The following is a 20,506-nucleotide window of genomic DNA, read 5'->3' on the forward strand; positions in this document are numbered from 1 at the left end:
CCCCGACAAGACCGCGCCGCCCGTCCACTAGCGTGAGCCCGTGACCACGACGACCCGCCGCTTCGGCCACCGTCTCCTGCGTGACATCGGCGCGCCGGTCGAAGGCACGATCGTCGGCGCCGCGGCCGTCACCATCGCCGGCGCGCACGCGAGCTCGGCCGCCCGTGTGACGGTCGCGTGGGCGGTGGTGATCGTCGTGTATTGGCTCACCCACGTGTACCTGCATGCGCTGCGCGACCAGCTCAGCCGCCAGGCCGCTCCGCTGCACCGGCGTCTGGCCGACAACGCCGGCCTGCAGGTCGGCGTGCTCGTCGGGGGCGTGCCGGTCATCCTGGCCTACCTCGCCGCCGTCGCAGTCGGGCTGAGCCTGAGCGAGGCCGTCTACGTCTCGATCGGGTGGACGATCGTCCAGCTCGGCGGCACGGTCTTCATCGCGTCACGCGCGGCGCGCCTGTCGACGCGCCGCGCGTTCCACGAGTCCCTCATGGCCAGCCTGCTGGGCTTCCTGCTGCTGGGCGCGAAGGTCTTCCTGCACTGACCTCGCTCAGCAGCTGAAGCCGGAGGCGGCCCGGTCGCGCGCCGCCTGCAGCTGGGCGAAGTCGTCGACGAGGGAGGCGCGCGCCTCCTCGGGAGTGGAGCTGCCGTCCACGTTCTCGACCGCGTCCTCGAAGCGGTCCCACGCGTCGTCCACCTCGTCCCAGGACGCCTCGTCGGCCTCCTCGATCCGATCCTCGGCCTTCTCGATCGCCTTGCGGACCTCGAAGCGGGCGTCGCGCCACTCGTCGACCGTGGACTGGGCGTTCAGGGTCGACCCGACGTCGGCCAGCGTGGTGCGCAGCTCGTCGATCGCCTCGCAGGCGGCGGCCTCCTTCTCCTCCTGCGACTGGCCACAGGCGCTCAGGCCGAGGGTCAGCGCACTGGCGGTCAGGACGGTGGCGAGGGTCTTCTTCATGGTGCTCCTGCTCGGGGATGTCATGGGAGGGGGACGAGTGCGGGGACCTGCCACGTGCCGTCGAGGATCTCGCGGCGCGGGCGGTAGAGGCGGACGAGGAAGTTCCAGCCCTCGGGTGTGGGGATCACGTTGGGCACCTCGGGCCCGAAGTCGCCGAAGCGCACGGTGACCGAGCCGTCCTCGTTCCGGGCTGCGGTGATGTCGTTGAGGTTGTAGGCGTCGCGGTCGTTCTTCGCGAAGAAGCCCTTCGCGTCGTAGACCGAGACCGACCAGAAGCCGTCGACGGGCACGTCGCGCATCGTCAGCTCGAAGCGTCCGTCGCCCTCGGGCTGGACGCCCACGTAGGCGGCCTCGGAGCTGGGCAGTCCGCCCCAGCCCGCGGCCGTGCCGATGAGGTGGCGGACGGGATCGACGTCCTCGGGACGGCCGAACATCCGGTCGAAGCCGGTGAGGCCGCGGGCGAGGTCGAGCAGCGCGTCGCGCGTGGCGTCGAAGCTCGACGAGTCGTAGTCGGCCATCGCGAACGGCTCGGACGAACCGGCCTCGATCGTCACCTGGTCCTGGAGGCGGTTGACCTCGGCGACGTCGGCGGGATCCTGCGAGTCCACCAGGATCCGCAGCGCCACGGCGGCATACCGCGAGCCGACCTGGGCCTGCGTGAGGCGGTGGGTGCCGGAGTCGTGCAGCACGAGCGGGACGAAGTGGCCCTCGTTGACGACCATCGCCGACAGGTACCGCTCGCCGCAGTCGGGCAGCGTCAGGATCGCGTCCTGCGCGAGGTCGACGACGGCGAAGCTGTACAGGGTGTCGCGATTGAGCCGTACGACGAGCTGGTGGTCGACGGGCGAGGGCTCGCGTACGTGCGAGAACGCGTTGACGCCGCCGGCGTCGGCCTGCAGGTCGCGAAGCATGCGGGAGTTCTCGGCGTCGACGAAGTTGTCGACGTTGACGCGTACGGGCACGGATCAGGCCTTGCGCGAGGCGAGGGCGCCCCAGGCAGCGGTCACCACGAGCGCACCGAGGAACGAGCCGATGAGGCCACTGGCCCGCAGCTCGATCCCGTCGCCGGCGATGAGGCTCGACACGAGGCCGCCGAGCAGCGAGCCGAGCAGACCGGCGACGATCGCCACCGTCCAGTTCACCGACTCCATGCGACGGCCCAGGACCATCTGCGCCAAGCCACCCACGAGGATTCCGAACACGATGATCGCAATGATGAGCATGGGCACAGCGTAGGGGTCCGCGCGCCCGATGAGAACGGCCCCGCTCCCGTGGGGAGCGGGGCCGAGGGCTCCCATGTGCGGCGGTCAGCCGCGGGAGGTCACTTCTTCAGGTTGTCGACGAAGTCCGGGTTCTCGTCGAGCCAGGTCTTGACGGCGGCCTCGACACCGGCCTCCTTGTCCGCGTCGTACGCGTCGACCACGGACTTCTCGAGCGAGCCGTAGGTCTCGTCGTCGAGCGTGAAGTTCGCGAACATCTTCGCGACCTCCGGGTGCTCGTCGCCGAAGCCCTTCGTCGCGATCGCGTGCAGGGCCTCGGTCTTGCCGAGCGCGCCGTCCGGGTCCTCGAGGTCCTTGACCTTGAACTGGGCGTTGGCCCAGAAGGGACGCCACAGGGTCACCACGATCTCGCGCTGGTCCTTCACGGCCTTCTGCAGCTCGGCCAGCATCGCGGTCGTCGAGGACTCGACGAGCGTGAAGTCGTCGTCCAGGCCGTACGCCGGGATGACGCTCTCCTTGGTGGTCTTGGTCAGGCCGGCGCCGGGCTCGATGCCGATGATCTTGCCGTCGAGCTCCTTGGCGTAGTCGGGCAGATCCGCGATCGAGGAGATCTTCGAGTACTCGGGGACGGCCAGGGTCAGCGCAGCGCCCTCGTAGTAGGCGCCCAGGTCCTCCAGGTCGTCGCCGTACTGGTCCATGTACGCCTCGTGCGTGACCTCGGACCAGGCCGAGGGGTACACGTCGATGTCGCCCTTGGCGACGCCGGTGTAGAGCGGCGCGGCGTCGGCGATGTCCTTGATCTCGACGTCGTAGCCCTCGCGGTCGAGGATCTCCTTCCACAGATACGCCGTGCTGAGGCCGTCGGTCCACGACGGGATGATGCCCAGGGTGATGCTCTTGTCAGCGCCCCCGGCACCGTCTCCGTCGTCGGAGCCACAGGCGGCCAGGCCGGCGCAGAGGGCCACGAGCGCCGCGGTCAGTCCGACCACGCGGCGGATGTGTGTCGTCAACTTCTTCTCCTTGTTTCGTCTTGCTTCGTCAGGTTCGAGAATCGTGCGTTCAGTCAGTGCGTGAGGTGCGTGATCAGGCGGCCAGGGCGGGCTCCTCCGCTTCTCGCGAGCGCCGTCGCGACGGCCGGCGCCGCTTGCGCGCGCCGACGCCCGCGGTGACGCGGTCGAGGTAGATCGCGAGTGCGACCACGGACAGGCCCGCCTCGAAGCCCAGACCGACGTCCAGGCGCGAGATCGAGGTCATCACGGCGCCGCCCAGGCCGCCGCCGCCGACGAGTCCGGAGATCACCGCCATGGACAGCGCGAGCATGATCACCTGGTTGACGCCGGCCATGACGGTCGGCATCGCCAGCGGCAGCTGGATGCCGCCGAGGATCTGCCGTGGGGTGCCGCCGAAGGCGTGACCCGCCTCGACGATCTCGCGGTCCACCTGGCGGATGCCGAGCTCGGTGAGCCGCACCGCGGGCGGGAGCGCGAAGATCACGGTCGCCACCAGACCCGCGGCGACGCCGATGCCGAAGAGCATGACGACCGGCACGAGCCAGACGAAGGCCGGCATCGTCTGCATGAGGTCCATGACCGGCCGCACGAGGCGACTCACGCCGTCCCAGCGCGCGGCCGCGACGCCGATCGGCACGCCGATGAGCAGGGCGATCGCACTCGCGACGAGCACCACCGAGAGCGTCTGCATCGCGTTGTCCCACTGGTCCATCGCGATGACCGCGGTGAGGATGAGCGCCGCGCCGATCCCGAGTCGCCAGGTGGCCGACAGCGCGGCGATCACGGCCATGACGAGCACGGTGACGAGCGCGGGCGGCCACTGGAGCAGGTCGGTCAGCGCGCCCGAGACGGCGCCGATGCCGTCGGCGATCGCGTCGAAGAACCCGCCGGCGTGGTCGAGGACCCAGTCGAACGCGACCTCGATCCACTCGCCCACGGGGATCCGCGGGACGCCGGACTCCACGGTGTCGATGGTTGCCAGGGTCGAAGTCATCACACTGCTCCTGCCGTCGTGCCGATGCCGTTGTCGCCGGTCTCCTTGCCGCCGACGGAGCCCAGCGCGCTGAGCAGCGTCACCCGCGGGATCACCCCGATCAGCCGGTCGTCCTCGACGACCGCGAGCGCCGCCGGGCTGTCCGCCGCGGCGCCGAAGAGGTCGACGACGGGCACGTCGGGACGCACCGTCACCGCGGGCTGCACCAGTCCGTCGAGCGACTCCTGGCCGCGGGCCAGCGCGGAGACGACGTCCTCCTCGAGCACGACGCCTCGCAGCCGCCGCTCGCGGTCGACGACCATCAGGGTGGAGATCTGGTGCTCGCGCAGGAGTCGGTGCGCGGCGCGCGGCCCCTGGAGCGAGCCGAGCACGGCCACCGGCGGCTCCATGACCGAGGCCGCCGTCAGCACCCGGGTCCAGTCCACGTCCTGGACGAACTGGGCGACGTAGTCGTTCGCGGGGTTGTTGAGGATCTGCTCGGCCGTGCCGACCTGCACGACGCGTCCGTCCCGCATCATCGCGATGCGGTCGCCCAGTCGCATGGCCTCGTTGAGGTCGTGCGTGATGAACAGGATGGTCTTGCCCAGCCGGTGCTGCAGCTCGACCAGCTGGTCCTGCATCTCACGGCGGATCAGGGGATCGAGCGCACTGAAGGCCTCGTCCATCAGCAGCACGTCCGTCCCGGCGGCCAGCGCCCGCGCGAGGCCGACGCGCTGACGCATGCCTCCGGAGAGCTCGTCGGGCATGGAGTCGCCCCAGCCGTCCAGCCCCACCATCGCCAGGGCCTCGTTCGCCGCGCGCTCACGATCACTGCGGTTCAGACCCCGCAGCTTCAGGCCGTAGGCGGCGTTCTCGCCGACCGTGCGGTGTGGCAGCAGGGCGAAGTGCTGGAACACCATGCTCACCTGGTCGCGGCGGATCTCACGCAGCTGCTTGGCATTCGCGCGACTGACGCTCTGCCCGCCGACCGCCAGCTCGCCCGCGGTGGGGGTCAGCAGACCGTTGACCATGCGGATCAGCGTGGACTTGCCCGAGCCCGACAGGCCCATCACGACGAAGATCTCGCCGGCCTGGACGTCGAAGCTCGCGTCGATCACGGCCGGAACGAGGCCGCGCTCCATCAGGTCCTGTCGCGAGGCTCCCTGTCGCAGCGGATCGAGCGCGCGTTCGGGTCGCTTGCCGAAGACCTTGAAGACGCTCTCGGCTTGGATGACTGGCACTCGCGCTCCTGCGGATCGGTGGTCGGGTCGGGAGCGTCGCTCCCACGACGAGAGCCGATCTCTCCGGTTCGACCACCATGCGATCGCCACATCAAGCCAGGCACCACACGACAGAAATCGTCCGATGAACGCTCACGCCGCGTCCTCGAACGTATCAAGGCCCGGCGGAGCACCGAGCACCCGGTGCAGGCGAAGGGCGGCCCCAGGTGGGAGGGGGCCGTCCTTCTCCTGCTCCCTCAGAACCGGGAGAACGGCCTCGGCGTCGCGTAGCCGAAGGTCGCGTTCTCGGCGAAGGCGTCGACCCCGAAGGTGGCGTTGAGCGCACCCGCGGCGGTGTCGGTGAGCGTCAGCCGCACCGCGCCGAGGTCACGACGATCCGAGCTGCGGATCTTGAAGAGGTCCACCCGGCCGACGTCGCCGATCGTGCCGGTCACCTTGCCGCTGACGCGTCCCCGCGCCAGGTCGATGGTGAAGTCGGAGACCGTGATCGTCGACGCGCCGGCGGTCAGGCTGAGGCCGCCGCTGTGCTTGATCTGCAGACCCTTGAGGCGGTAGCCCGTGATCGGGAACCGGGCGGCGAGCGTGCCCTTGTACGCGAACGCCTTCGCGCCCGCGGTCGGAGCGGGGGTGATGCCCGCGCCCGCGATCAGGTCGTAGACCGGCGGTGCCACGACGACCTGCGTGTAGCCGACCTTCTTGCCGCTGTGCTTCGCCGACGTGGCCTGCGCCGGTGCCCCCAGGGCGGTCGCCATGCCGAGCGTGAGCACGACCGTCAGCAGCGCGAGAATTGCCTTCCTCATGATGGATTCCCCTTTCGGCGACCGGCGGATCCGGCCGCTCGAGGGGGCTTCGTAGGCGGCTTCGATTCGGATGGGTCCGAATCGGTCAGGCTCTGTGGGCCTTCCAGATGCCCATCAGGAACAGGCTGATCGCCGACGCGATGGCCAGGGCGGTCCAGCCGGCAGTGACGCCGTCGACGGCACCCGAGCGGGCGGGGCCGAGGCTGAGCAGCGCGACGACCGAGGCCGCCCAGCAGCCCACGGCGACGAGCATGCCGATGCCGAGGATGACGCCGCCGATGTGGGAGGGTCTGGTGCCGTCGCGGTGGGCCTGGTCCTGCGGCTGGCCGACGTGCGGCACGTGCAGGTGCGGCAGGTGGAGATGAGCAGTGGCCATGATGCTCTCCTTCGCTCGAGGTCGCATCGACCGGTCCTTCGACTGTACGCCCGGTGCGCCGGGTCGACAACGGTGATTGAATGGCGCCGTGAACAAGCGTTCACGGCGTCACGAGGCGCCGGCTCCCAGTGCGGCACTGATCGTGACGACGCTGTCGCTGTGCGGCATCGTCGTCTCGCTCCAGCAGACGCTCCTGCTCCCCCTGCTCCCGGTCCTGCCGGACCTGCTCGACACGTCGGTCGACAGCGCCTCGTGGCTCGTCACCGCGACCCTGCTGGCCGGAGCGATCGCCACGCCGACCGTGACGCGCCTGGCCGACATGTACGGCAAGCGCCGCATGCTGACGCTGGCCCTCACGATCTCGGTCCTCGGCTCGCTCCTCGGCGCGTTCAGCCAGGACCTGCCGCTGCTGATCGTCGCCCGGGCCCTGCAGGGCGTGGGCACCGCCGTGGTCCCGGTCGGCATCGCGATCATGCGCGACGAGCTGCCGCGCGAGCGGATCCCGCTGGGCGTGGCCCTCATGAGCGCGACGCTCGCGATCGGCGCGGGTGTCGGGCTGCCGGTGGCCGGCCTGATCTCCGAGCACCTCGACTGGCACGCGATCTTCTGGGTGACCGGCGCCGTCGGTCTCGTCCTGCTCGGCGCGGCCATGGCGGTCCTGCCCGAGTCCCCGGTCCGCACCCGCGGCACCTTCGACATCCGCGGCGCCGTCCTGCTGTCGGCCGCGTTGACCGCCCTCATGCTCGCGATCTCGAAGGGCTCGATCTGGGGGTGGACCTCGCCGACGACGCTCGGCCTGGTCGTCGTGGGCGGCCTGCTGCTGGCCGCGTGGGTCCCCATCGAGCTGCGGACGCCCAGCCCGCTGGTCGACCTGCGCGTCTCGTCGCGCCGCGCCGTCGTGCTGGTGAACTCGACGTCCATCCTCGTCGGGTTCGCGATGTTCGCGAACATGCTGCTCACCACGCAGCTGCTCCAGCTCCCCGAGGAGACCGGGTTCGGGCTCGGTCTCGGCGTGCTGGAGACCGGCTGGTGGATGGTGCCGAACGCGGCCGCGTTCGGCCTGATGGCGCCGGTCTCGGCGTGGCTGACACGCCGCTTCGGCCCCCAGGTGACCGCCCTGTCCGGGACGCTGATCATGGGCGTCGCCTACATCCTGCGCGTGTTCCTCAGCGACGACCTCGCCCAGGTCGTGATCGGCTCGGTGATCGTCGGGATGGGCACCGCCATGGTATACGGCGCGCTGCCGACGATGATCATGCGCGCCGTCCCGGTCACCGAGACGGCGTCGGCGAACGGCCTGAACGTGCTGCTGCGCTCGATCGGCACCACGAGCGCCAGCGCGATCGTCACGGCCGTCACGTCCGCGTTCGTCGTGACGGTCGGCGGGCAGGAGGTGGCCGGCGAGCAGGCCATCACCCTGCTGTTCTGGCTCGCGGCGGCCACGTCCCTCGCGGCGGCGGCGGTCACGGTCCCGACGCTGCGGATGCAGGACTTCTCCCCCGACGCCGACCGCGCCGGCACGGCGACCACGAGCCGCCCGACCCGCGTCGTGCGTGGCCAGGTCGTCGACGAGCAGGCCCGCCCGGTGCGCAGCGCCGTCGTGACCGTGCTGACCACCGACGGCAGCGCCGTCGACTGGGGCCAGGCCGACTCCGAGGGTCAGGTGGCCGTCGCGGTGCCGGGCCCGGGCGACTACTTCGTCGTCACGTCGGCCGACGGCTGGCAGCCGAGGTCGCGCATCGTCACGCTCGGCGACGAGACGCGGATGCCGCCGCTCGTGCTGCGCCACCGGCTGACGCTCGAGGGCACGATCACCGACACCGACGGCCAGCCCATCCCCGGTGCGCTCGTCATCCTGACGCACCACGCGGGCGAGGCGGTCCACTCCGCGCGCACCGACCACGACGGCCGCTACGCGGTGCCTCGACCGCCGAACGGACGCTACGTGCTCAGCGCGATCGCCGACAACGGCGCGACGGGTGCGCGGCCGGTCACGGTGTGGGAGGCCAACCGCACGGCCGACCTCACGCTCGGGACTCCCCTCGCATGACCGTCCGCGACGAGCCTGCCGCCCTGCGTGCCTCGGTGCTGCGGGCCGCCGCCGAGCTGTTCGCCCGCAACGGCTTCCCCGAGGTGACGATCCGGGCGATCGCCGCGCGCGCAGGCACCTCCCCCGCACTCGTCATGAAGGTCGCGGGCAGCAAGGAGGAGCTCTTCCACCGCACGGCGACGATCAGCGCGCCGACGCTGCCGGACGCCCCCGCGAGCGGCCTGGGCGCCGCCTTGGTCGAGGAGCTCGTCGACCGCCAGCGGCGCGGCGACCTCGAGCACCTGGGTCGTGCGCTGATGCTGCGCGTCAACGCGCCCGATCCGGAGGCGGTCCGCGCGAAGTTCCTGCGCGGCTACGTCGATCCGCTGGCCGAGCGACTCGAGGGCCCCGACGCGCGCCTGCGCGCCGAGCTGGCCGTGGCGGCGCTCACCGGTCTGGCGACCGTGCTGCGCTTCTTCGAGAGCCCCGAGCTGCTGGCCGACCTCGACGGGGTTGCGCAGGCCTACGGCCCGATCGTCCAACGGCTGCTCGACGGCGCGTGAGGGAGCGACCGCCGCCCGACTTGGGCATGCTTGCGGTCATGACGATCCTGGACGACAACCGGTACGTCGCGCTGGCCCGCCTGGTCCGGCGCCACGGCCGGTCCGACCTGCTCGCCGGAGCCCACCTCGACGAGTTCGACATCGACGACGAGACCCCGCTCGGCGACGCCGAGCGCGCGGAGGCCTTCGCCGCCGACCTCGAGCGCATGGGCCCCACGTTCATCAAGCTCGGCCAGCTGCTCTCGACGCGGTTCGACCTGCTGCCGTCCTCGTACACGACGGCGCTCGAGCGCCTGCAGGACGAGGTCGACCCGATCGACTTCGAGACCGTGCGCGAGGTCGTGGAGACCGAGCTCGGGGCCACCATCAAGGAGCGCTTCAGCGACTTCGACCCCGAGCCCCTCGCCGCCGCCTCGCTCGGGCAGGTGCACCGGGCGGTGCTGCGCAACGGGCGCGAGGTCGTGGTGAAGGTCCAGCGGCCCCACGTGCGCGAGACGGTGCGCGAGGACATGAAGGTGCTCGGCCGACTCGCCCGCGTGGCCGACAAGCGCACCGAGGCCGGGCGCAGCTTCGGGTTCGGGCGCCTGCTCGACCAGTTCCGCCGGTCGCTGGCCGGTGAGCTCGACTACCGCCGGGAGGCGCGCAACCTGGTGACCTTCGGCGAGCTCACGGCGGCCTACGACCTGCTCCTGGTCCCCCAGCCCGTGCCGGCGTACACGACCTCGAAGGTCCTCGTCATGGACTACGTCGAGGGCCGCAAGGTCACCGACATCGGTCGGCTGGGCCTGGTCGACGTCGACGCGCGGCCCATCGTCGAGCAGCTGTTCAGCGCGTACCTGCACATGATCCTCGACGCCGGCATCCTGCACGCCGACCCGCACCCCGGCAACCTCCTGCTCACCGACGACGGCCGGCTCGCGCTCCTCGACCTCGGCATGACCGCCTCGGTGCCCCCGCGGGTCCAGCACGACATCATCAAGCTGCTGCTGGCGATCAGCGACGGCGACGGCGAGGAGGCCGCCTCGATCCTCGCGAGCGCGGGACACCGGCTCGACGGGTTCGACGCCGCGGCGTTCCGCGACGACGTGGCCCACCTCGTCTCCGAGGCCGTGGCCAGCGGTGCCGACGTCGAGGTCGGTGCCGTGCTGGTGGACCTCAGCCGGCTGTCCGGCAGCCACGGCCTGCGCCCGCCCGCCGAGATGTCGATGGTCGGCAAGGCGCTGCTCAACCTCGACCGTGCCACCTCGCACCTCGACCCCGGCTTCGCTCCCGCCGAGGCGATCCGCGAGAACGTCTCGAGCATCTTCACGGCCGGGCTGACGATGTCGCCGGGCGGGATCGTCGCGGCGGCGATCGAGTCGCGGACCTTCGCGGCCGAGCTGCCCAAGCGCGCGAACCGCATCATGGACGCGCTCGCCGAGGGCGAGTTCCGGGTCAAGGTCGACGCGGTCGACGAGGAGCGCCTGCACACCGTGCTCCAGCGCGTCGCGAACCGGCTGACGCTCGGCATCATCATCGCCGCCACGATCCTCGGCGCCGCCCTGACGATGCGCGTTCCCTCGGAGTGGACCCTGCTCGGCTACCCCGGCCTGGCGATGCTGCTGTTCCTCTTCGCCGTGTGCGCGGGCGTCGCCCTGGCCGTCTGGATCGTCATGACCGACCGCAAGGTGGCCCGCACCGAGCATCCGACGGGGCCACCGCGGACCTGACTCAGGCGTCCACCCGCGGGCGTCGTCGCGCGGCCCGTCGGATGACCGAGCCGGGCTTGGACGCGAGCAGCGGGTCGAAGTCCTCGGTGATCTCCGTGAGCCGGGACTCGTCCACGAACACCGCACCGTCGCGAACCTCCTGCACGAGGTCGCGGCCCAGGATCGCGCTCGCCGTGCCCATGCCGCCCCAGATGGTGGCGTTGATGCCGAACAGGAACTCCGTGCTGCCGCCGGCCAGGAACAGGCCGGGGACGTGGGTGGTGACGCGCGGGCGGAACGGGCCGAGGTTCTTCATCAGCGGGGCGATGCCGTAGCAGGAGCCGTCGGTCGCGAGGGTGAACCGCTCCTGCGTGATCGGCGTCGACGCCTCGCAGAACACCATGCGCTCGCGCAGGTCGGGGATCATCATCGAGGCAGTGTCGAGCACACGCTCCGTGAGCTCGGCCTTGAGCTGGCGGTACTGCTCGTCGCGGCCGTAGCCCGCGCCCTGCGTCGGGTCCGAGTCCACGTTCCAGAACGCGTGCTCCTTCGGCGCGAAGCTCACGAGCTCGAGGGTCGAGTAGCCGGGCGGCGCCGAGTGCGTCCCGTGGGGATCCTTCGCGGTCGGGCAGCTGATGCCCACCGGCATCTGCTCGGGACAGCGGCCCGCGGCCACCTCCCGGTAGTAGCCGTCGACGTCGTGGTTCGGCCACACCCAGGCCAGCGGCGGGGTGTCGCGCTCGCGCAGGTCCACGTCGAGTGCGACGTAGACCGCGAACATCGGCAGTGTCATCTCGAGGTCGCGCAGGCGCCGCCGCAGCCGACGGGTGAGGTGCTCGTCGCCCACCAGCTCGGCCCACGTCTTCTTGAAGTCGGCCGCCGACACGACGACCTCCGAGCGGATCTCCTCCCCGCCCACGAGACGGACCCCGGCCGCGCGTCCGTCCTCGATCAGGATCCGCTCGACCGTGGCCTTGGTGCGGACCCGACCGCCGTGGGTCTGGATGACGTCGGTGAGGTGCGCGCCGATCACCTGGCCACCGCCGCGGGGGTAGTAGGCGCCGGCCTGGAGGTAGTGGTGCAGCAGGCCACCGTGCATGACGGCGGGCGTGCGGTGCGGGGGCCAGGTGTAGTCGCCGTTCTCCGCGAGGATCACGGCCTGGGCGTCGGCACTGAGCCCGCAGGCGTCGAGCAGCTTGGTGATCGGCCGGACGCCCCAGCGCAGCAGCGCCCACGGGCGCCGGCGCGGCTCCTCGCCCGCGGAGATGATGCGCAGGATCCGCACGCAGCGGCGCAGTCCCGCCTCCTCGTCGGGGAACGTCTCGACGAGGCGCTCGAGGTAGGCGTCCCAGCCGGTCGGCGTCTCGAAGGTGGTGCCGGGCACCATGACCCGGCAGTGGCCGTCGGGGTTCTGACGCAGCCACTCGATCCGCCGGGTGAGGGCGAGGCCCGCGAGCGCGGTCTGCATGCGGCCACCCGGCTCGCACTCGCCGACGTAGTGGGTGCCGACGTCGAACTCGAACTTGTTGCCCGCGCGGCGGAAGACCTGCGTGCTGCCGCCGACGACCTGGTTGGCCTCGAGCACCAGCACCCGCTTGCCGTTCGCGGCGAGATACGCGCCGGTCGTCAGGCCGCCGGGGCCCGCCCCCACGATGACGACGTCCCAGACGGCGGGGTCGGGCGAGGTCGTCGGAGTCTGCGTCATGGCGGCCCTTCGGAGAGTGATCTGGAGTCTGACTCCAAGTCAACCATGCTCGGGCGCCGCGGCACCCACCAACAGGCCTTCGAGCAGCACGAGTCCCGACTCGATCACGGCCGCCTCGACCCGCTCCGGCGAGAGCTCGAGGGCGTCGCGCCGCAGGGCCAGGGCGGCGACGCCGTTCCATGCGCCGAAGAGGAAGAAGGAGGCGAGCTCGGGGTCGACCCGCCGGATCGCGCCGGACTCCACCGCGTCGCGGATGCTCTCCTCGAACTCGCGGCGCAGCTCGCCGAACCGCTCGACGACCTGGACCTCGACGGGAGTCCGCGGCCCGCGCTCCCCCGTCACCATCAGGTACTTCACGACGACGGGGTGGTCGAGCACCAGCCGCAGGTAGGCGGCGCCGACACCGGCGAACCGCTCGAGCGGCGAGGTCTCGGCGGCGTACGCCGCACGCAGCGTCTCGGTGGCGACCGCGACGACCCGTTCGGTCACGGCGGCCAGCAGCCCGTCCTTCGTGCCGAAGTGCACGTAGACCGACGCCGGCGAGACGCCCGCTTGCGCGGCGACGTCCTCGATCCGGATCTCCTCGGGCGCGCGCTGCGACACGAGCAGCTCGGCCGCGTCGAGCAGCGAGGTGCGCGTGCGCTCGCGCCGACGCGCGCCACGCGCCGCGGCGGACTTCTCGGCGTCGCTCACGGCCCCACCCTAGGGGCGGCGACGCCCGGGTCAGCCGAGCGCGCGGCGGGTGGCCTCGTCGGCGGGGTAGAACGCCTCGATCGCGAGCTCGGAGAGCGTCACCTCGCGGGGCGTCCCGAAGACCGTGGTGGTCGAGATGAACGAGAGCACCCCGGCCTCGGTGCGCAGCTGGAACGGCACGACGAGCGCGGGCGAGGTGACCGGCTCGATGCCGCCGGCCACGACCTCGTCGTGCAGCTCTGCGAGGAACGAGTCACCGGTGCTCGTGTGCTCGCGGTGCAGCCGCTCGGCCAGGTGCGCGCGCCACTCGTCGAGGTTCGCGATGCGGGGTGCGAGCCCTCGCGGGTGGATCGACAGGCGGATCACGTTGACCGGCGGCTCCAGCAGCTCGGCGCCGACGCCCGCCAGCAGTCCGTACGCCGCCTCGTTCGCGGCGACGAGGTCCCAGCGGCGGTCCACCACGAGGGCCGGATAGGGGTGGTGGGCCGCGAGGATCGCCTCCAGCGCGCGGTTCGCCTCGGCCATCGGCGGATCGGCCAGGCCGTGCTCGGGGTGCGCGGGCGCGTGCCCGGCGGCGAGCAGCACCTGGTTCTGCTCGCGCAACGGCACGTCCAGCTGGGTGCACAGGCGCAGCACCATCGAGCTCGTGGGACGACTGCGTCCCGTCTCGATCCAGCTCAGGTGTCGCGTGGACACGTCGGCCCGGTTGGCCAGGTCCAGCTGGGAGAGGTGGCGGCGCTGGCGCCACTCGCGGATCAGGGTGCCGGCGGTTGCGCTCACGATCGTCAACCTAGCCACGCGAGGGCATGGTGACCATGACCTCGGAGGTCATCGACCATCAAGCGTGCTCGGGGTGTGATCGAGCCATCCACCCCGACGAACGGAGCACCTCATGACCACCACGACCAAGGCCTACGCCCTCGCCTACCTCCGCGAGGTCGACCTCGGACCCGAGATCGTCGAGTACATCGAGCGGATCGACGCGACGCTGGAGCCCTACGACGGCCGCTTCCTCGTGCACGGCGGTCAGCTCACCGGCATCGAGGGGCCCTGGGACGGCGACCTCGTGATCATCGAGTTCCCGAGCGCCGACGCGGCCCGCGCCTGGTACGACTCGGACGCCTACCGGGCGATCCTCGCGCTGCGCACCGAGCACTCGAACTCGATGACCTGCATCGTCGAGGGGGTGCCCGACGGCTACCGCGCCGTCGACAAGATCGCGTCGCTGCAGGCCTAGGAAGGACTCGCGTGCCCACCTCCGCGATCGCCGGTAGCGTGAGGTGGGTCACACGAGGAGAGGCAAAGGCCGTGAGGATCGGTGTCCCGCAGGAGATCAAGAACCACGAGTACCGTGTCGCGATCACGCCTCTTGGCGTACGCGAGCTGACCAGTCGCGGACACGAGGTGCACATCCAGACCGGCGCGGGGGTCGGCTCGTCGATCAGCGACGAGGACTACGTCGCCGCGGGCGCCACGATCGTCGGCGAGGCGGAGGCCGCGTGGGGCACCGACGGCGGGATGGATCTGGTGCTGAAGGTGAAGGAGCCCGTCGAGGCGGAGTACCACCGGATGCGCGAGGGACAGCTGCTGTTCACGTACCTGCACCTCGCGGCCGACCGCCCACTGACCGAGGAGCTGCTCACGCGGAAGATCACCGGTGTCGCCTACGAGACGGTCACCGGCGCCACCGGCGGGCTGCCGCTGCTGTACCCGATGAGCGAGGTCGCGGGCTGCCTCGCTCCGCAGGTCGGGGCGCACGCACTGATGAAGGCGCAGGGCGGTCGCGGCGTGCTGCTCGGCGGGGTGGGCGGCGTCGCGAACGCGAAGGTCGTCATCATCGGAGCCGGCGTCTCGGGGCAGAACGCGGCCAACATCGCGCTCGGCATGGGCGCCGACGTGACGCTGCTCGACACCGACCTCGACAAGCTGCGGATGAGCTTCTGGCGGTACGACAACCGCGTCCACGGACTGGCCTCATCGATGCTGGCGATCGAGCAGCAGGTGCTCCAGGCCGACCTCGTGATCGGGGCCGTGCTGCTGCCGGGCGCCGCCGCGCCGAAGCTGGTGACCAACGAGCTGGTCTCGCGGATGAAGCCCGGATCCGTCCTGGTGGACATCGCGATCGACCAGGGCGGCTGCTTCGAGGACTCGCACGCCACCACCCACGACGACCCGACCTTCACCGTGCACGGCTCGACGTTCTACTGCGTCGCCAACATGCCCGGCGCGGTCCCGAACACCTCCACCTACGCGCTGACGAACGCGACCCTCCCCTACGTGATCGCGCTCGCCGAGCACGGCTGGGTGGACGCGATGCGGGCCGACGCCGGACTCGCGCAGGGCCTCAACACGCACGCCGGCGAGGTCACCCACGCCGGCGTCGCGGCGGGCGTCGGGCTCGATTCGGTCGAGGTTGAGTCGGTGCTCGCCTCCGCCTGACGCGTCGCGCGGGCGCGAGCGGGTACGTCCCTCACATGAGCGACTCGACCCTCTACGCCGCCCTCGCCGCGACCCTCATCGCCACCGGCTGGCTGCTGCCGATGGGCGTCATCCGGACGATGGCCACGCACGAGGTCGACCGCACCCCCGGCATGCGGAACCTCGCGCGGATCTCGCTCGCCCTCGGCTGCATCTCAGCGATCGCCTGCCTCGTCATCGCGATCGTGATCCTCGGTCGCGCCGGCTGAGTCATGATGGTCCGGTGCCTGACACCACGGAAAGCGCTGTAGCCCGACAGCGCGCGAGGTCGATCCGCTTCGACATCGCACGCGCCGACGATGGCGGCCGCAACGGCCGCCAGCTGCTCGTCTTCGTCGACGACGTCGAGATGACGTCAGAGGGCGCGGGGATGGGCATCGACCCACGCGAGCTGCTGGTCCGTCGCAACCGACTGATCGCCTCGAACGTGCCACACCGCATTCCGATCGCCCGCTGCTCGTGCGGCGAGTACGGCTGCGGCTCGACCGACGTGACGATCGTCCGCGACGGGGAGGTCGTTCACTGGGACTGGCACGTCGAAGTGCCGGTTCCGCACGGGATCACCTTCGACGCCGAGACGTATGACCGGGAGGTCGCGCGGATCGGCGCTCAAGACCCCGCGGTGGTCGCAGACTGATCGCGGAGTCGCTTCGGCGCGACCCTCAGGTGGGCCCGCTCGCCCTGCTTGCCGACGAGGCTGAGGAACTCGACGGGGCCGGCGCTCGTCGCGCCGAACCAGTGCGGGGTGCGGGTGTCGAACTCGACGGCCTCGCCCGGCTTGAGGACGATGTCGTGCTCGCCCAGCACGAGCCGCAGCCGACCGTCGAGGACGAAGGCCCAGTCGTAGCCCTCGTGCGTGCGCAGCTCGGGCTCGTCGTCGTCGCGACCGGCCGGCAGCACGAACTTGTAGGCCTGGATGCCGCCCGGGCGGCGGCTCAGCGGCACGATCGTCCGCCCGTCCTTCGTCGCGAGAGGCTTCAGGGTGACGCGCGGATCGCCGGTCGGCGGGGCGTCGACGAGCTCGTCGAGCGTGACGCCGTGCGACTTCGCGAGCGGGAGGAGCTGCTCGAGCGTGGGACGGCGCAGTCCCGCCTCGAGACGCGAGAGGGTGCTGGTCGAGATGCCGGTCTCGGCGGACAGCTCGCTCAGCGTGACGTCGCGCCGCTGGCGCAGCTCCTTGAGCCGAGGGCCGACGGCATCGAGCGTGCGATCGAGATCCATGCGTCGAGTTTGCCATTTGGCAACAAGACTTGCTGAAACGCGCACGTGCGCATCATGGTCGATGCATGGAGCACACCTTCGACGACCACTACTGGAACGACATCTGGACGGGCGACCGCGCCGTCGCGATGAGCACGAGCGAGCCGAACCCCCACCTGCAGCGCGTGACGCGCGACCTCGAGCCCGGGACGGCGCTCGACGCGGGGTGCGGCGCCGGAGCCGAGGCGATCTGGCTGGCGAGCCGAGGCTGGACCGTGACGGCTGCCGACATCTCCCCAGCAGCACTCGCCTTCGGGCAGGAGCGCGCGGTGGCCGCCGGACTTGCCGGGCAGGTGGAGTGGCTGAGCGCCGACCTCTCCACGTGGGACCCCGGCACCACGTACGACCTCGTCACCACGCACTACGCCCACCCGGCAATGCCGCAGCTGGAGTTCTACGACCGCCTCGCCGAGTGGGTCGCGCCCGGCGGCACGCTGCTCATCGTGGGACACCTCCACGGCCACGACTCCCCGGACGAGGCCTCCGCGACGGCCGCGAACATCACCGCCCGCTTCGACTCACCCGGTTGGGAGATCGTGACGGCCGAGGAGTCGCAGCGCATCGTCGACGGCCCTGGCGGCCACGCGACCGTGCTGCACGACGTCGTGGTCCGTGCGGTTCGCCCGGCGTGACGCCGAGTGATGCTCAGGGGTACAGACCTCGCGCCAGGTGAGCCGTCGCCACGGTCTCGATGGCCAGCACCGTCGCCGCCTGGCGCAAGCTGACGTCGCGGCTCTTCGCGGTGCTCAGGACTCGCTCCCATGCGTGGTCCATCCGCTCCTTCAGCCGGGCCTCGACGTCCAGCTCGCTCCACCAGTACGCCTGGTTCGCCTGGACCCACTCGAAGTAGGACACGATCACGCCCCCGGCATTGGCGAGGATGTCAGGGACCACGAGGCATCCGGCATCCTCGAGGATGCGATCGGCTTCCGGCGTCGTCGGGCCGTTCGCGCCCTCCACCACGATGGACGCACGGACGCTCTCCGCGTTGCCGGCGTGGATGACGCCTTCGACCGCCGCAGGCACGAGGAGATCGACATCGGCGACGAGCAGATCGTCCCGGTGCGGCAGGTCGTCCGCACCGGGAAAGCCGACGACGCTGCCCGACTCGTCGACGTGCCGCTCCAGCGCCGGGACGTCGATGCCGAACGAGTTCTGGACCGAGCCGTACTGGTCGCTGATGACGGCGACCTTCACGCCCGCCCGCCACAGGAAGAGCGCAGCATCGCGTCCGACCTTGCCGAAGCCCTGGACGGCAGCCGTGGTCCGTTCCGGCTCGAGTCCGCGATGACGCAGCGCGGCGAGTGCGACCAGGACCACGCCCCGCGAGGTCGCACTGGCTCGTCCGAGGGAGCCGCCGAGCTGCGTCGGCTTGCCCGTCACCACGCCGGGGATGGTGAAGCCCTTGTTCACGGAATAGGTGTCCATCATCCACGCCATGACCTGGCTGTCCGTCCCGATGTCAGGCGCGGGGATGTCGGTCGTCGGGCCGAGGATCGGCATCAGCTCGCTGGTGTACCGCCGCGTCACGCGCTGGATCTCGGCACGGGAGTACTCGCGCGGGTCGAACGCGATGCCGCCCTTCGCGCCTCCGTAGGGAATGTCGACCAGCGCGCACTTCCAGGTCATCCACATCGCCAGCGCCCGGACCTCGTCGAGGTCGACGGTCGGGCTGTACCGCAAGCCGCCCTTGGACGGGCCGCGCGACATGTTGTGCTGGACGCGATGGCCGACGAGCAACTCGACCGAGCCGTCGTCGCGCCGCAGCGGCACCGAGACCGTCACCTCCCGGCGCGGCGTCGCGAGCATGTCGTACATGCCGTCGTCATAGCCGAGGATCTTGACGGCTTCGGCGAGCTGGGCTCGCGCGTCCTTCAGCGGGGTGGGGGTCGCGTCCGCGACGAGAGCGCGTGAGGGGTGGGTGGACATGGGTACCGGTCACTCCGTTGTGTCGGTGGAAGGGGCGAATCGAGGGAGGTCAGACGGGGGTGCGCTGGCGGTCGGCCTCGTACGCGACGAAGTCGACCCGTGCGGGGCGGAAGACGACGGTGTCTCCCGCCCGAGCCTGGGCGAGCGAGTCCAGCCCCTCGCGTGTCACCACGCCGATGACGGGATAGCCGCCGGTGACGGGGTGGTCGTCGAGGAACACGATGGGACCCGAGGTCGGCACCTGGACGGCACCCACCGGGACTCCTTCGCTGGGCAGCTCACCAGGGACGGCACGGGCGAGCTGGGGCCCGAGGAGACGCACGCCGATCCGGTTGCTGGCGGCTCCCACCGTCCACCGCGTCGCCACGAGGGTGGACAGCGCGGCCTCGGTGAACCAGTCGTCGCGCGGCCCGAGCACCAGTGGCAGCTCGATCGGACCGTGGGAGGGCCCGTTGGGCACCGGCGCGTGGTCGACAGGAGGGAAGCGTCCCCAGTCGGTGCCCAGGGTGACCTCGTCGCCGCGCTCGAGTGGCGCGGGACCGATGCCGGCCAGCGTGTCCCGCGAGCGCGATCCCAGCACCTGCGGGACGTCGAGGCCGCCTCGGACTGCGAGGTAGGTCCGCAGGCCCCACGTCGGCTGGCCGAGTCGGATGGTCGCGCCCGCGGGGACCTGGACGCGCGAGTTGGCTCCGTGCCGGACGCCATCGACCCACAGGGGCGCCGTCGCACCCGTCGTGGCGATCCAGGTCGCGCCCGTCGTGACGGCCTCGAACCCGCCGAAGGTGACTTCGAGCACCGCACATCCCGGCGAGTTCCCGACCAGGCGGTTCGCGAGCGCGTAGGCAGATCGGTCGGCGGCCCCGGAGACGGTCACGCCCATCGCGGCGAGACCGCGGCGGCCCTGGTCCTGGACGGTCGTGAGGATCCCGGGCTCGACGATGCGCAGGACGGGCGTGGTCGCGGGGCGCCTCACGGACGCACCTCGAAGCGCACGGCCGTGCCGGGGGTGAGCGTCACCGGCTCGGGTCGGTCGACGTCGAACAGGAGGTGGTCGGTGTGCCCGACGATGCGCCAGCCACCCGGGGAATCGGAAGGGTAGATGCCGGTGAAGTGGTCGGCCATCGCGATGGATCCGGCGGGCACCCTGGTACGCGGCTCGCTCAGCCGAGGGATCGAGGCGGTGTGACCCGGCGCGACCAGGTAGCCGAACCCGGGCGCGAAGCCCGTGAAGGCGACCCGCCACGACAGACCCGTGTGCCACTGCACGAACGCTGCACGCGTCATGCCCAGCTCCGCGCACGTGGCGTCGAGGTCGACGCCGTCGTAGACGGCCTGGATCGTCAGGACGTCGACTGCGCCGTCCGACACGGTCGCCAAGGACTGCTCCGCGGCGATCGCGGCCACGCGACGCGCCGTGGTGATCGCCGCGTCGAACTCGATGAGGACGGTCCTCACCGCCGGCACGAGCTCGGTGATCCCGTGACCCTCGGGCGTGTCGCGAGCCTGCTGCAGTCCGCGGTACAGCGCCATCATCTCCTCGAGATCGGCGACCTCCGCCAGCACGGCTGCCGTGCCGGCGGGCATCAGCC

24 protein-coding genes are annotated in these 20,506 nt (G+C 71.2%); 9 read left to right on the forward strand and 15 right to left on the reverse strand.

The features are described from left to right. Positions 1–40 precede the first annotated feature (40 nt). Positions 41–538 carry a hypothetical protein gene (locus BJ975_RS10900; protein ID WP_179425787.1) on the forward strand — a complete coding sequence of 166 codons (498 nt, stop codon included), beginning with the start codon at positions 41–43 and terminating at the stop codon, positions 536–538. Positions 539–544: 6 nt separating this feature from the next. Here the strand turns inward: BJ975_RS10900 and BJ975_RS10905 are convergent, their stop codons facing one another. The 8 genes from BJ975_RS10905 to BJ975_RS10940 form a co-directional block, all read right to left on the reverse strand. Beyond that, positions 545–952, reverse strand: coding sequence for a hypothetical protein (locus BJ975_RS10905; RefSeq protein ID WP_179425789.1), 408 nt, complete (start codon positions 950–952; stop codon positions 545–547). Positions 953–972: 20 nt separating this feature from the next. Beyond that, positions 973–1,914 carry a DUF1214 domain-containing protein gene (locus BJ975_RS10910; protein ID WP_179425791.1) on the reverse strand — a complete coding sequence of 314 codons (942 nt, stop codon included), beginning with the start codon at positions 1,912–1,914 and terminating at the stop codon, positions 973–975. Positions 1,915–1,917: 3 nt separating this feature from the next. Next, positions 1,918–2,175 (reverse strand): GlsB/YeaQ/YmgE family stress response membrane protein, encoded by a 258-nt coding sequence (locus tag BJ975_RS10915; RefSeq protein WP_179425793.1) that lies wholly within the window; start codon positions 2,173–2,175, stop codon positions 1,918–1,920. A gap of 98 nt (positions 2,176–2,273) precedes the next feature. Further along, complete coding sequence (locus BJ975_RS10920; protein ID WP_179425795.1) at positions 2,274–3,182, reverse strand: glycine betaine ABC transporter substrate-binding protein; 909 nt, start codon at positions 3,180–3,182, stop codon at positions 2,274–2,276. Between the two features lie 73 nt (positions 3,183–3,255). Continuing rightward, positions 3,256–4,176 carry an ABC transporter permease gene (locus tag BJ975_RS10925; RefSeq protein WP_179425797.1) on the reverse strand — a complete coding sequence of 307 codons (921 nt, stop codon included), beginning with the start codon at positions 4,174–4,176 and terminating at the stop codon, positions 3,256–3,258. Next, complete coding sequence (locus BJ975_RS10930) at positions 4,176–5,396, reverse strand: quaternary amine ABC transporter ATP-binding protein (RefSeq protein WP_179425799.1); 1,221 nt, start codon at positions 5,394–5,396, stop codon at positions 4,176–4,178. Before BJ975_RS10930 ends, BJ975_RS10925 begins: the two co-directional genes overlap by 1 nt. Before the next feature lie 236 nt (positions 5,397–5,632). Next, positions 5,633–6,196, reverse strand: a complete 564-nt coding sequence (locus tag BJ975_RS10935) for a hypothetical protein (RefSeq protein WP_179425801.1) — start codon at positions 6,194–6,196, stop codon at positions 5,633–5,635. A gap of 85 nt (positions 6,197–6,281) precedes the next feature. Further along, complete coding sequence (locus BJ975_RS10940) at positions 6,282–6,572, reverse strand: hypothetical protein (protein ID WP_179425803.1); 291 nt, start codon at positions 6,570–6,572, stop codon at positions 6,282–6,284. Positions 6,573–6,660: 88 nt separating this feature from the next. Between BJ975_RS10940 and BJ975_RS10945 the strand changes: the two genes are divergently transcribed. Genes BJ975_RS10945 through BJ975_RS10955 form a run of 3 tightly spaced genes read left to right on the forward strand, consistent with a single transcriptional unit; the run spans position 6,661 to position 10,873 of the window. Beyond that, positions 6,661–8,622, forward strand: a complete 1,962-nt coding sequence (locus tag BJ975_RS10945) for an MFS transporter (protein ID WP_179425805.1) — start codon at positions 6,661–6,663, stop codon at positions 8,620–8,622. Next, complete coding sequence (locus tag BJ975_RS10950) at positions 8,619–9,164, forward strand: TetR/AcrR family transcriptional regulator (RefSeq protein WP_179425807.1); 546 nt, start codon at positions 8,619–8,621, stop codon at positions 9,162–9,164. Before BJ975_RS10945 ends, BJ975_RS10950 begins: the two co-directional genes overlap by 4 nt. A gap of 38 nt (positions 9,165–9,202) precedes the next feature. Next, complete coding sequence (locus BJ975_RS10955) at positions 9,203–10,873, forward strand: ABC1 kinase family protein (protein ID WP_179425809.1); 1,671 nt, start codon at positions 9,203–9,205, stop codon at positions 10,871–10,873. A 1-nt stretch (position 10,874) separates the two neighbouring features. Here BJ975_RS10955 and BJ975_RS10960 read toward each other — a convergent pair whose 3' ends face one another. The 3 genes from BJ975_RS10960 to BJ975_RS10970 are packed head-to-tail and all read right to left on the reverse strand — an operon-like array spanning position 10,875 to position 14,030. Further along, positions 10,875–12,557, reverse strand: a complete 1,683-nt coding sequence (locus BJ975_RS10960) for a phytoene desaturase family protein (RefSeq protein WP_179425811.1) — start codon at positions 12,555–12,557, stop codon at positions 10,875–10,877. Positions 12,558–12,596: 39 nt separating this feature from the next. Beyond that, positions 12,597–13,250: a TetR/AcrR family transcriptional regulator gene (locus BJ975_RS10965; RefSeq protein WP_179425813.1), complete on the reverse strand. Its 654-nt coding sequence runs from the start codon at positions 13,248–13,250 to the stop codon at positions 12,597–12,599. Between the two features lie 30 nt (positions 13,251–13,280). Continuing rightward, positions 13,281–14,030, reverse strand: coding sequence for a helix-turn-helix domain-containing protein (locus BJ975_RS10970; RefSeq protein ID WP_317628339.1), 750 nt, complete (start codon positions 14,028–14,030; stop codon positions 13,281–13,283). 112 nt (positions 14,031–14,142) lie between these two features. On the opposite strand from BJ975_RS10970, the gene BJ975_RS10975 reads away from it, so the two are divergent. The 4 genes from BJ975_RS10975 to BJ975_RS10990 all read left to right on the forward strand — a co-directional run bounded on the left by BJ975_RS10975 (position 14,143) and on the right by BJ975_RS10990 (position 16,365). Further along, complete coding sequence (locus BJ975_RS10975; protein ID WP_179425815.1) at positions 14,143–14,487, forward strand: DUF1330 domain-containing protein; 345 nt, start codon at positions 14,143–14,145, stop codon at positions 14,485–14,487. A gap of 71 nt (positions 14,488–14,558) precedes the next feature. Beyond that, entirely contained in the window at positions 14,559–15,689 is a 1,131-nt protein-coding gene (gene ald / locus BJ975_RS10980) for an alanine dehydrogenase (RefSeq protein ID WP_179425817.1), read from the forward strand. 35 nt (positions 15,690–15,724) lie between these two features. Beyond that, positions 15,725–15,937 carry a hypothetical protein gene (locus BJ975_RS10985; RefSeq protein WP_179425819.1) on the forward strand — a complete coding sequence of 71 codons (213 nt, stop codon included), beginning with the start codon at positions 15,725–15,727 and terminating at the stop codon, positions 15,935–15,937. Between the two features lie 14 nt (positions 15,938–15,951). Further along, positions 15,952–16,365 carry a hypothetical protein gene (locus tag BJ975_RS10990; RefSeq protein ID WP_179425821.1) on the forward strand — a complete coding sequence of 138 codons (414 nt, stop codon included), beginning with the start codon at positions 15,952–15,954 and terminating at the stop codon, positions 16,363–16,365. Here BJ975_RS10990 and BJ975_RS10995 read toward each other — a convergent pair. Beyond that, positions 16,338–16,949: a helix-turn-helix domain-containing protein gene (locus BJ975_RS10995; protein ID WP_179425823.1), complete on the reverse strand. Its 612-nt coding sequence runs from the start codon at positions 16,947–16,949 to the stop codon at positions 16,338–16,340. The two genes, BJ975_RS10990 and BJ975_RS10995, sit on opposite strands and share 28 nt — an antisense overlap. A gap of 65 nt (positions 16,950–17,014) precedes the next feature. On the opposite strand from BJ975_RS10995, the gene BJ975_RS11000 reads away from it, so the two are divergent. Beyond that, positions 17,015–17,620 carry an SAM-dependent methyltransferase gene (locus tag BJ975_RS11000; protein ID WP_179425825.1) on the forward strand — a complete coding sequence of 202 codons (606 nt, stop codon included), beginning with the start codon at positions 17,015–17,017 and terminating at the stop codon, positions 17,618–17,620. Positions 17,621–17,633: 13 nt separating this feature from the next. Here the strand turns inward: BJ975_RS11000 and BJ975_RS11005 are convergent, their stop codons facing one another. The 3 genes from BJ975_RS11005 to BJ975_RS11015 are packed head-to-tail and all read right to left on the reverse strand — an operon-like array spanning position 17,634 to position 20,501. After that, positions 17,634–18,917, reverse strand: coding sequence for a Glu/Leu/Phe/Val family dehydrogenase (locus BJ975_RS11005; protein WP_179425827.1), 1,284 nt, complete (start codon positions 18,915–18,917; stop codon positions 17,634–17,636). A 49-nt stretch (positions 18,918–18,966) separates the two neighbouring features. Then, positions 18,967–19,890 carry a 5-oxoprolinase subunit C family protein gene (locus BJ975_RS11010; protein ID WP_179425829.1) on the reverse strand — a complete coding sequence of 308 codons (924 nt, stop codon included), beginning with the start codon at positions 19,888–19,890 and terminating at the stop codon, positions 18,967–18,969. Then, entirely contained in the window at positions 19,887–20,501 is a 615-nt protein-coding gene (locus tag BJ975_RS11015) for a 5-oxoprolinase subunit B family protein (RefSeq protein ID WP_223303408.1), read from the reverse strand. Before BJ975_RS11015 ends, BJ975_RS11010 begins: the two co-directional genes overlap by 4 nt. Positions 20,502–20,506: the final 5 nt, after the last annotated feature.

This window comes from Aeromicrobium tamlense, from assembly GCF_013408555.1.
Lineage (GTDB): Bacteria > Actinomycetota > Actinomycetes > Propionibacteriales > Nocardioidaceae > Aeromicrobium > Aeromicrobium tamlense.

Bases quoted from the DNA above. Each gene is read 5' to 3' on its own strand.
- BJ975_RS10905 (WP_179425789.1), bottom strand. From the start codon at position 952: ATGAAGAAGACCCTCGCCACCGTCCTGACCGCCAGTGCGCTGACCCTC.
- BJ975_RS10915 (WP_179425793.1), bottom strand. From the start codon at position 2,175: ATGCTCATCATTGCGATCATCGTGTTCGGAATCCTCGTGGGTGGCTTG.
- BJ975_RS10925 (WP_179425797.1), bottom strand. From the start codon at position 4,176: ATGACTTCGACCCTGGCAACCATCGACACCGTGGAGTCCGGCGTCCCG.
- BJ975_RS10935 (WP_179425801.1), bottom strand. From the start codon at position 6,196: ATGAGGAAGGCAATTCTCGCGCTGCTGACGGTCGTGCTCACGCTCGGC.
- BJ975_RS10940 (WP_179425803.1), bottom strand. From the start codon at position 6,572: ATGGCCACTGCTCATCTCCACCTGCCGCACCTGCACGTGCCGCACGTC.
- BJ975_RS10950 (WP_179425807.1), top strand. From the start codon at position 8,619: ATGACCGTCCGCGACGAGCCTGCCGCCCTGCGTGCCTCGGTGCTGCGG.
- BJ975_RS10955 (WP_179425809.1), top strand. From the start codon at position 9,203: ATGACGATCCTGGACGACAACCGGTACGTCGCGCTGGCCCGCCTGGTC.
- BJ975_RS10960 (WP_179425811.1), bottom strand. From the start codon at position 12,557: ATGACGCAGACTCCGACGACCTCGCCCGACCCCGCCGTCTGGGACGTC.
- BJ975_RS10975 (WP_179425815.1), top strand. From the start codon at position 14,143: ATGACCACCACGACCAAGGCCTACGCCCTCGCCTACCTCCGCGAGGTC.
- BJ975_RS10985 (WP_179425819.1), top strand. From the start codon at position 15,725: ATGAGCGACTCGACCCTCTACGCCGCCCTCGCCGCGACCCTCATCGCC.
- BJ975_RS10995 (WP_179425823.1), bottom strand. From the start codon at position 16,949: ATGGATCTCGATCGCACGCTCGATGCCGTCGGCCCTCGGCTCAAGGAG.
- BJ975_RS11000 (WP_179425825.1), top strand. From the start codon at position 17,015: ATGGAGCACACCTTCGACGACCACTACTGGAACGACATCTGGACGGGC.
- BJ975_RS11005 (WP_179425827.1), bottom strand. From the start codon at position 18,917: ATGTCCACCCACCCCTCACGCGCTCTCGTCGCGGACGCGACCCCCACC.
- BJ975_RS11015 (WP_223303408.1), bottom strand. From the start codon at position 20,501: ATGCCCGCCGGCACGGCAGCCGTGCTGGCGGAGGTCGCCGATCTCGAG.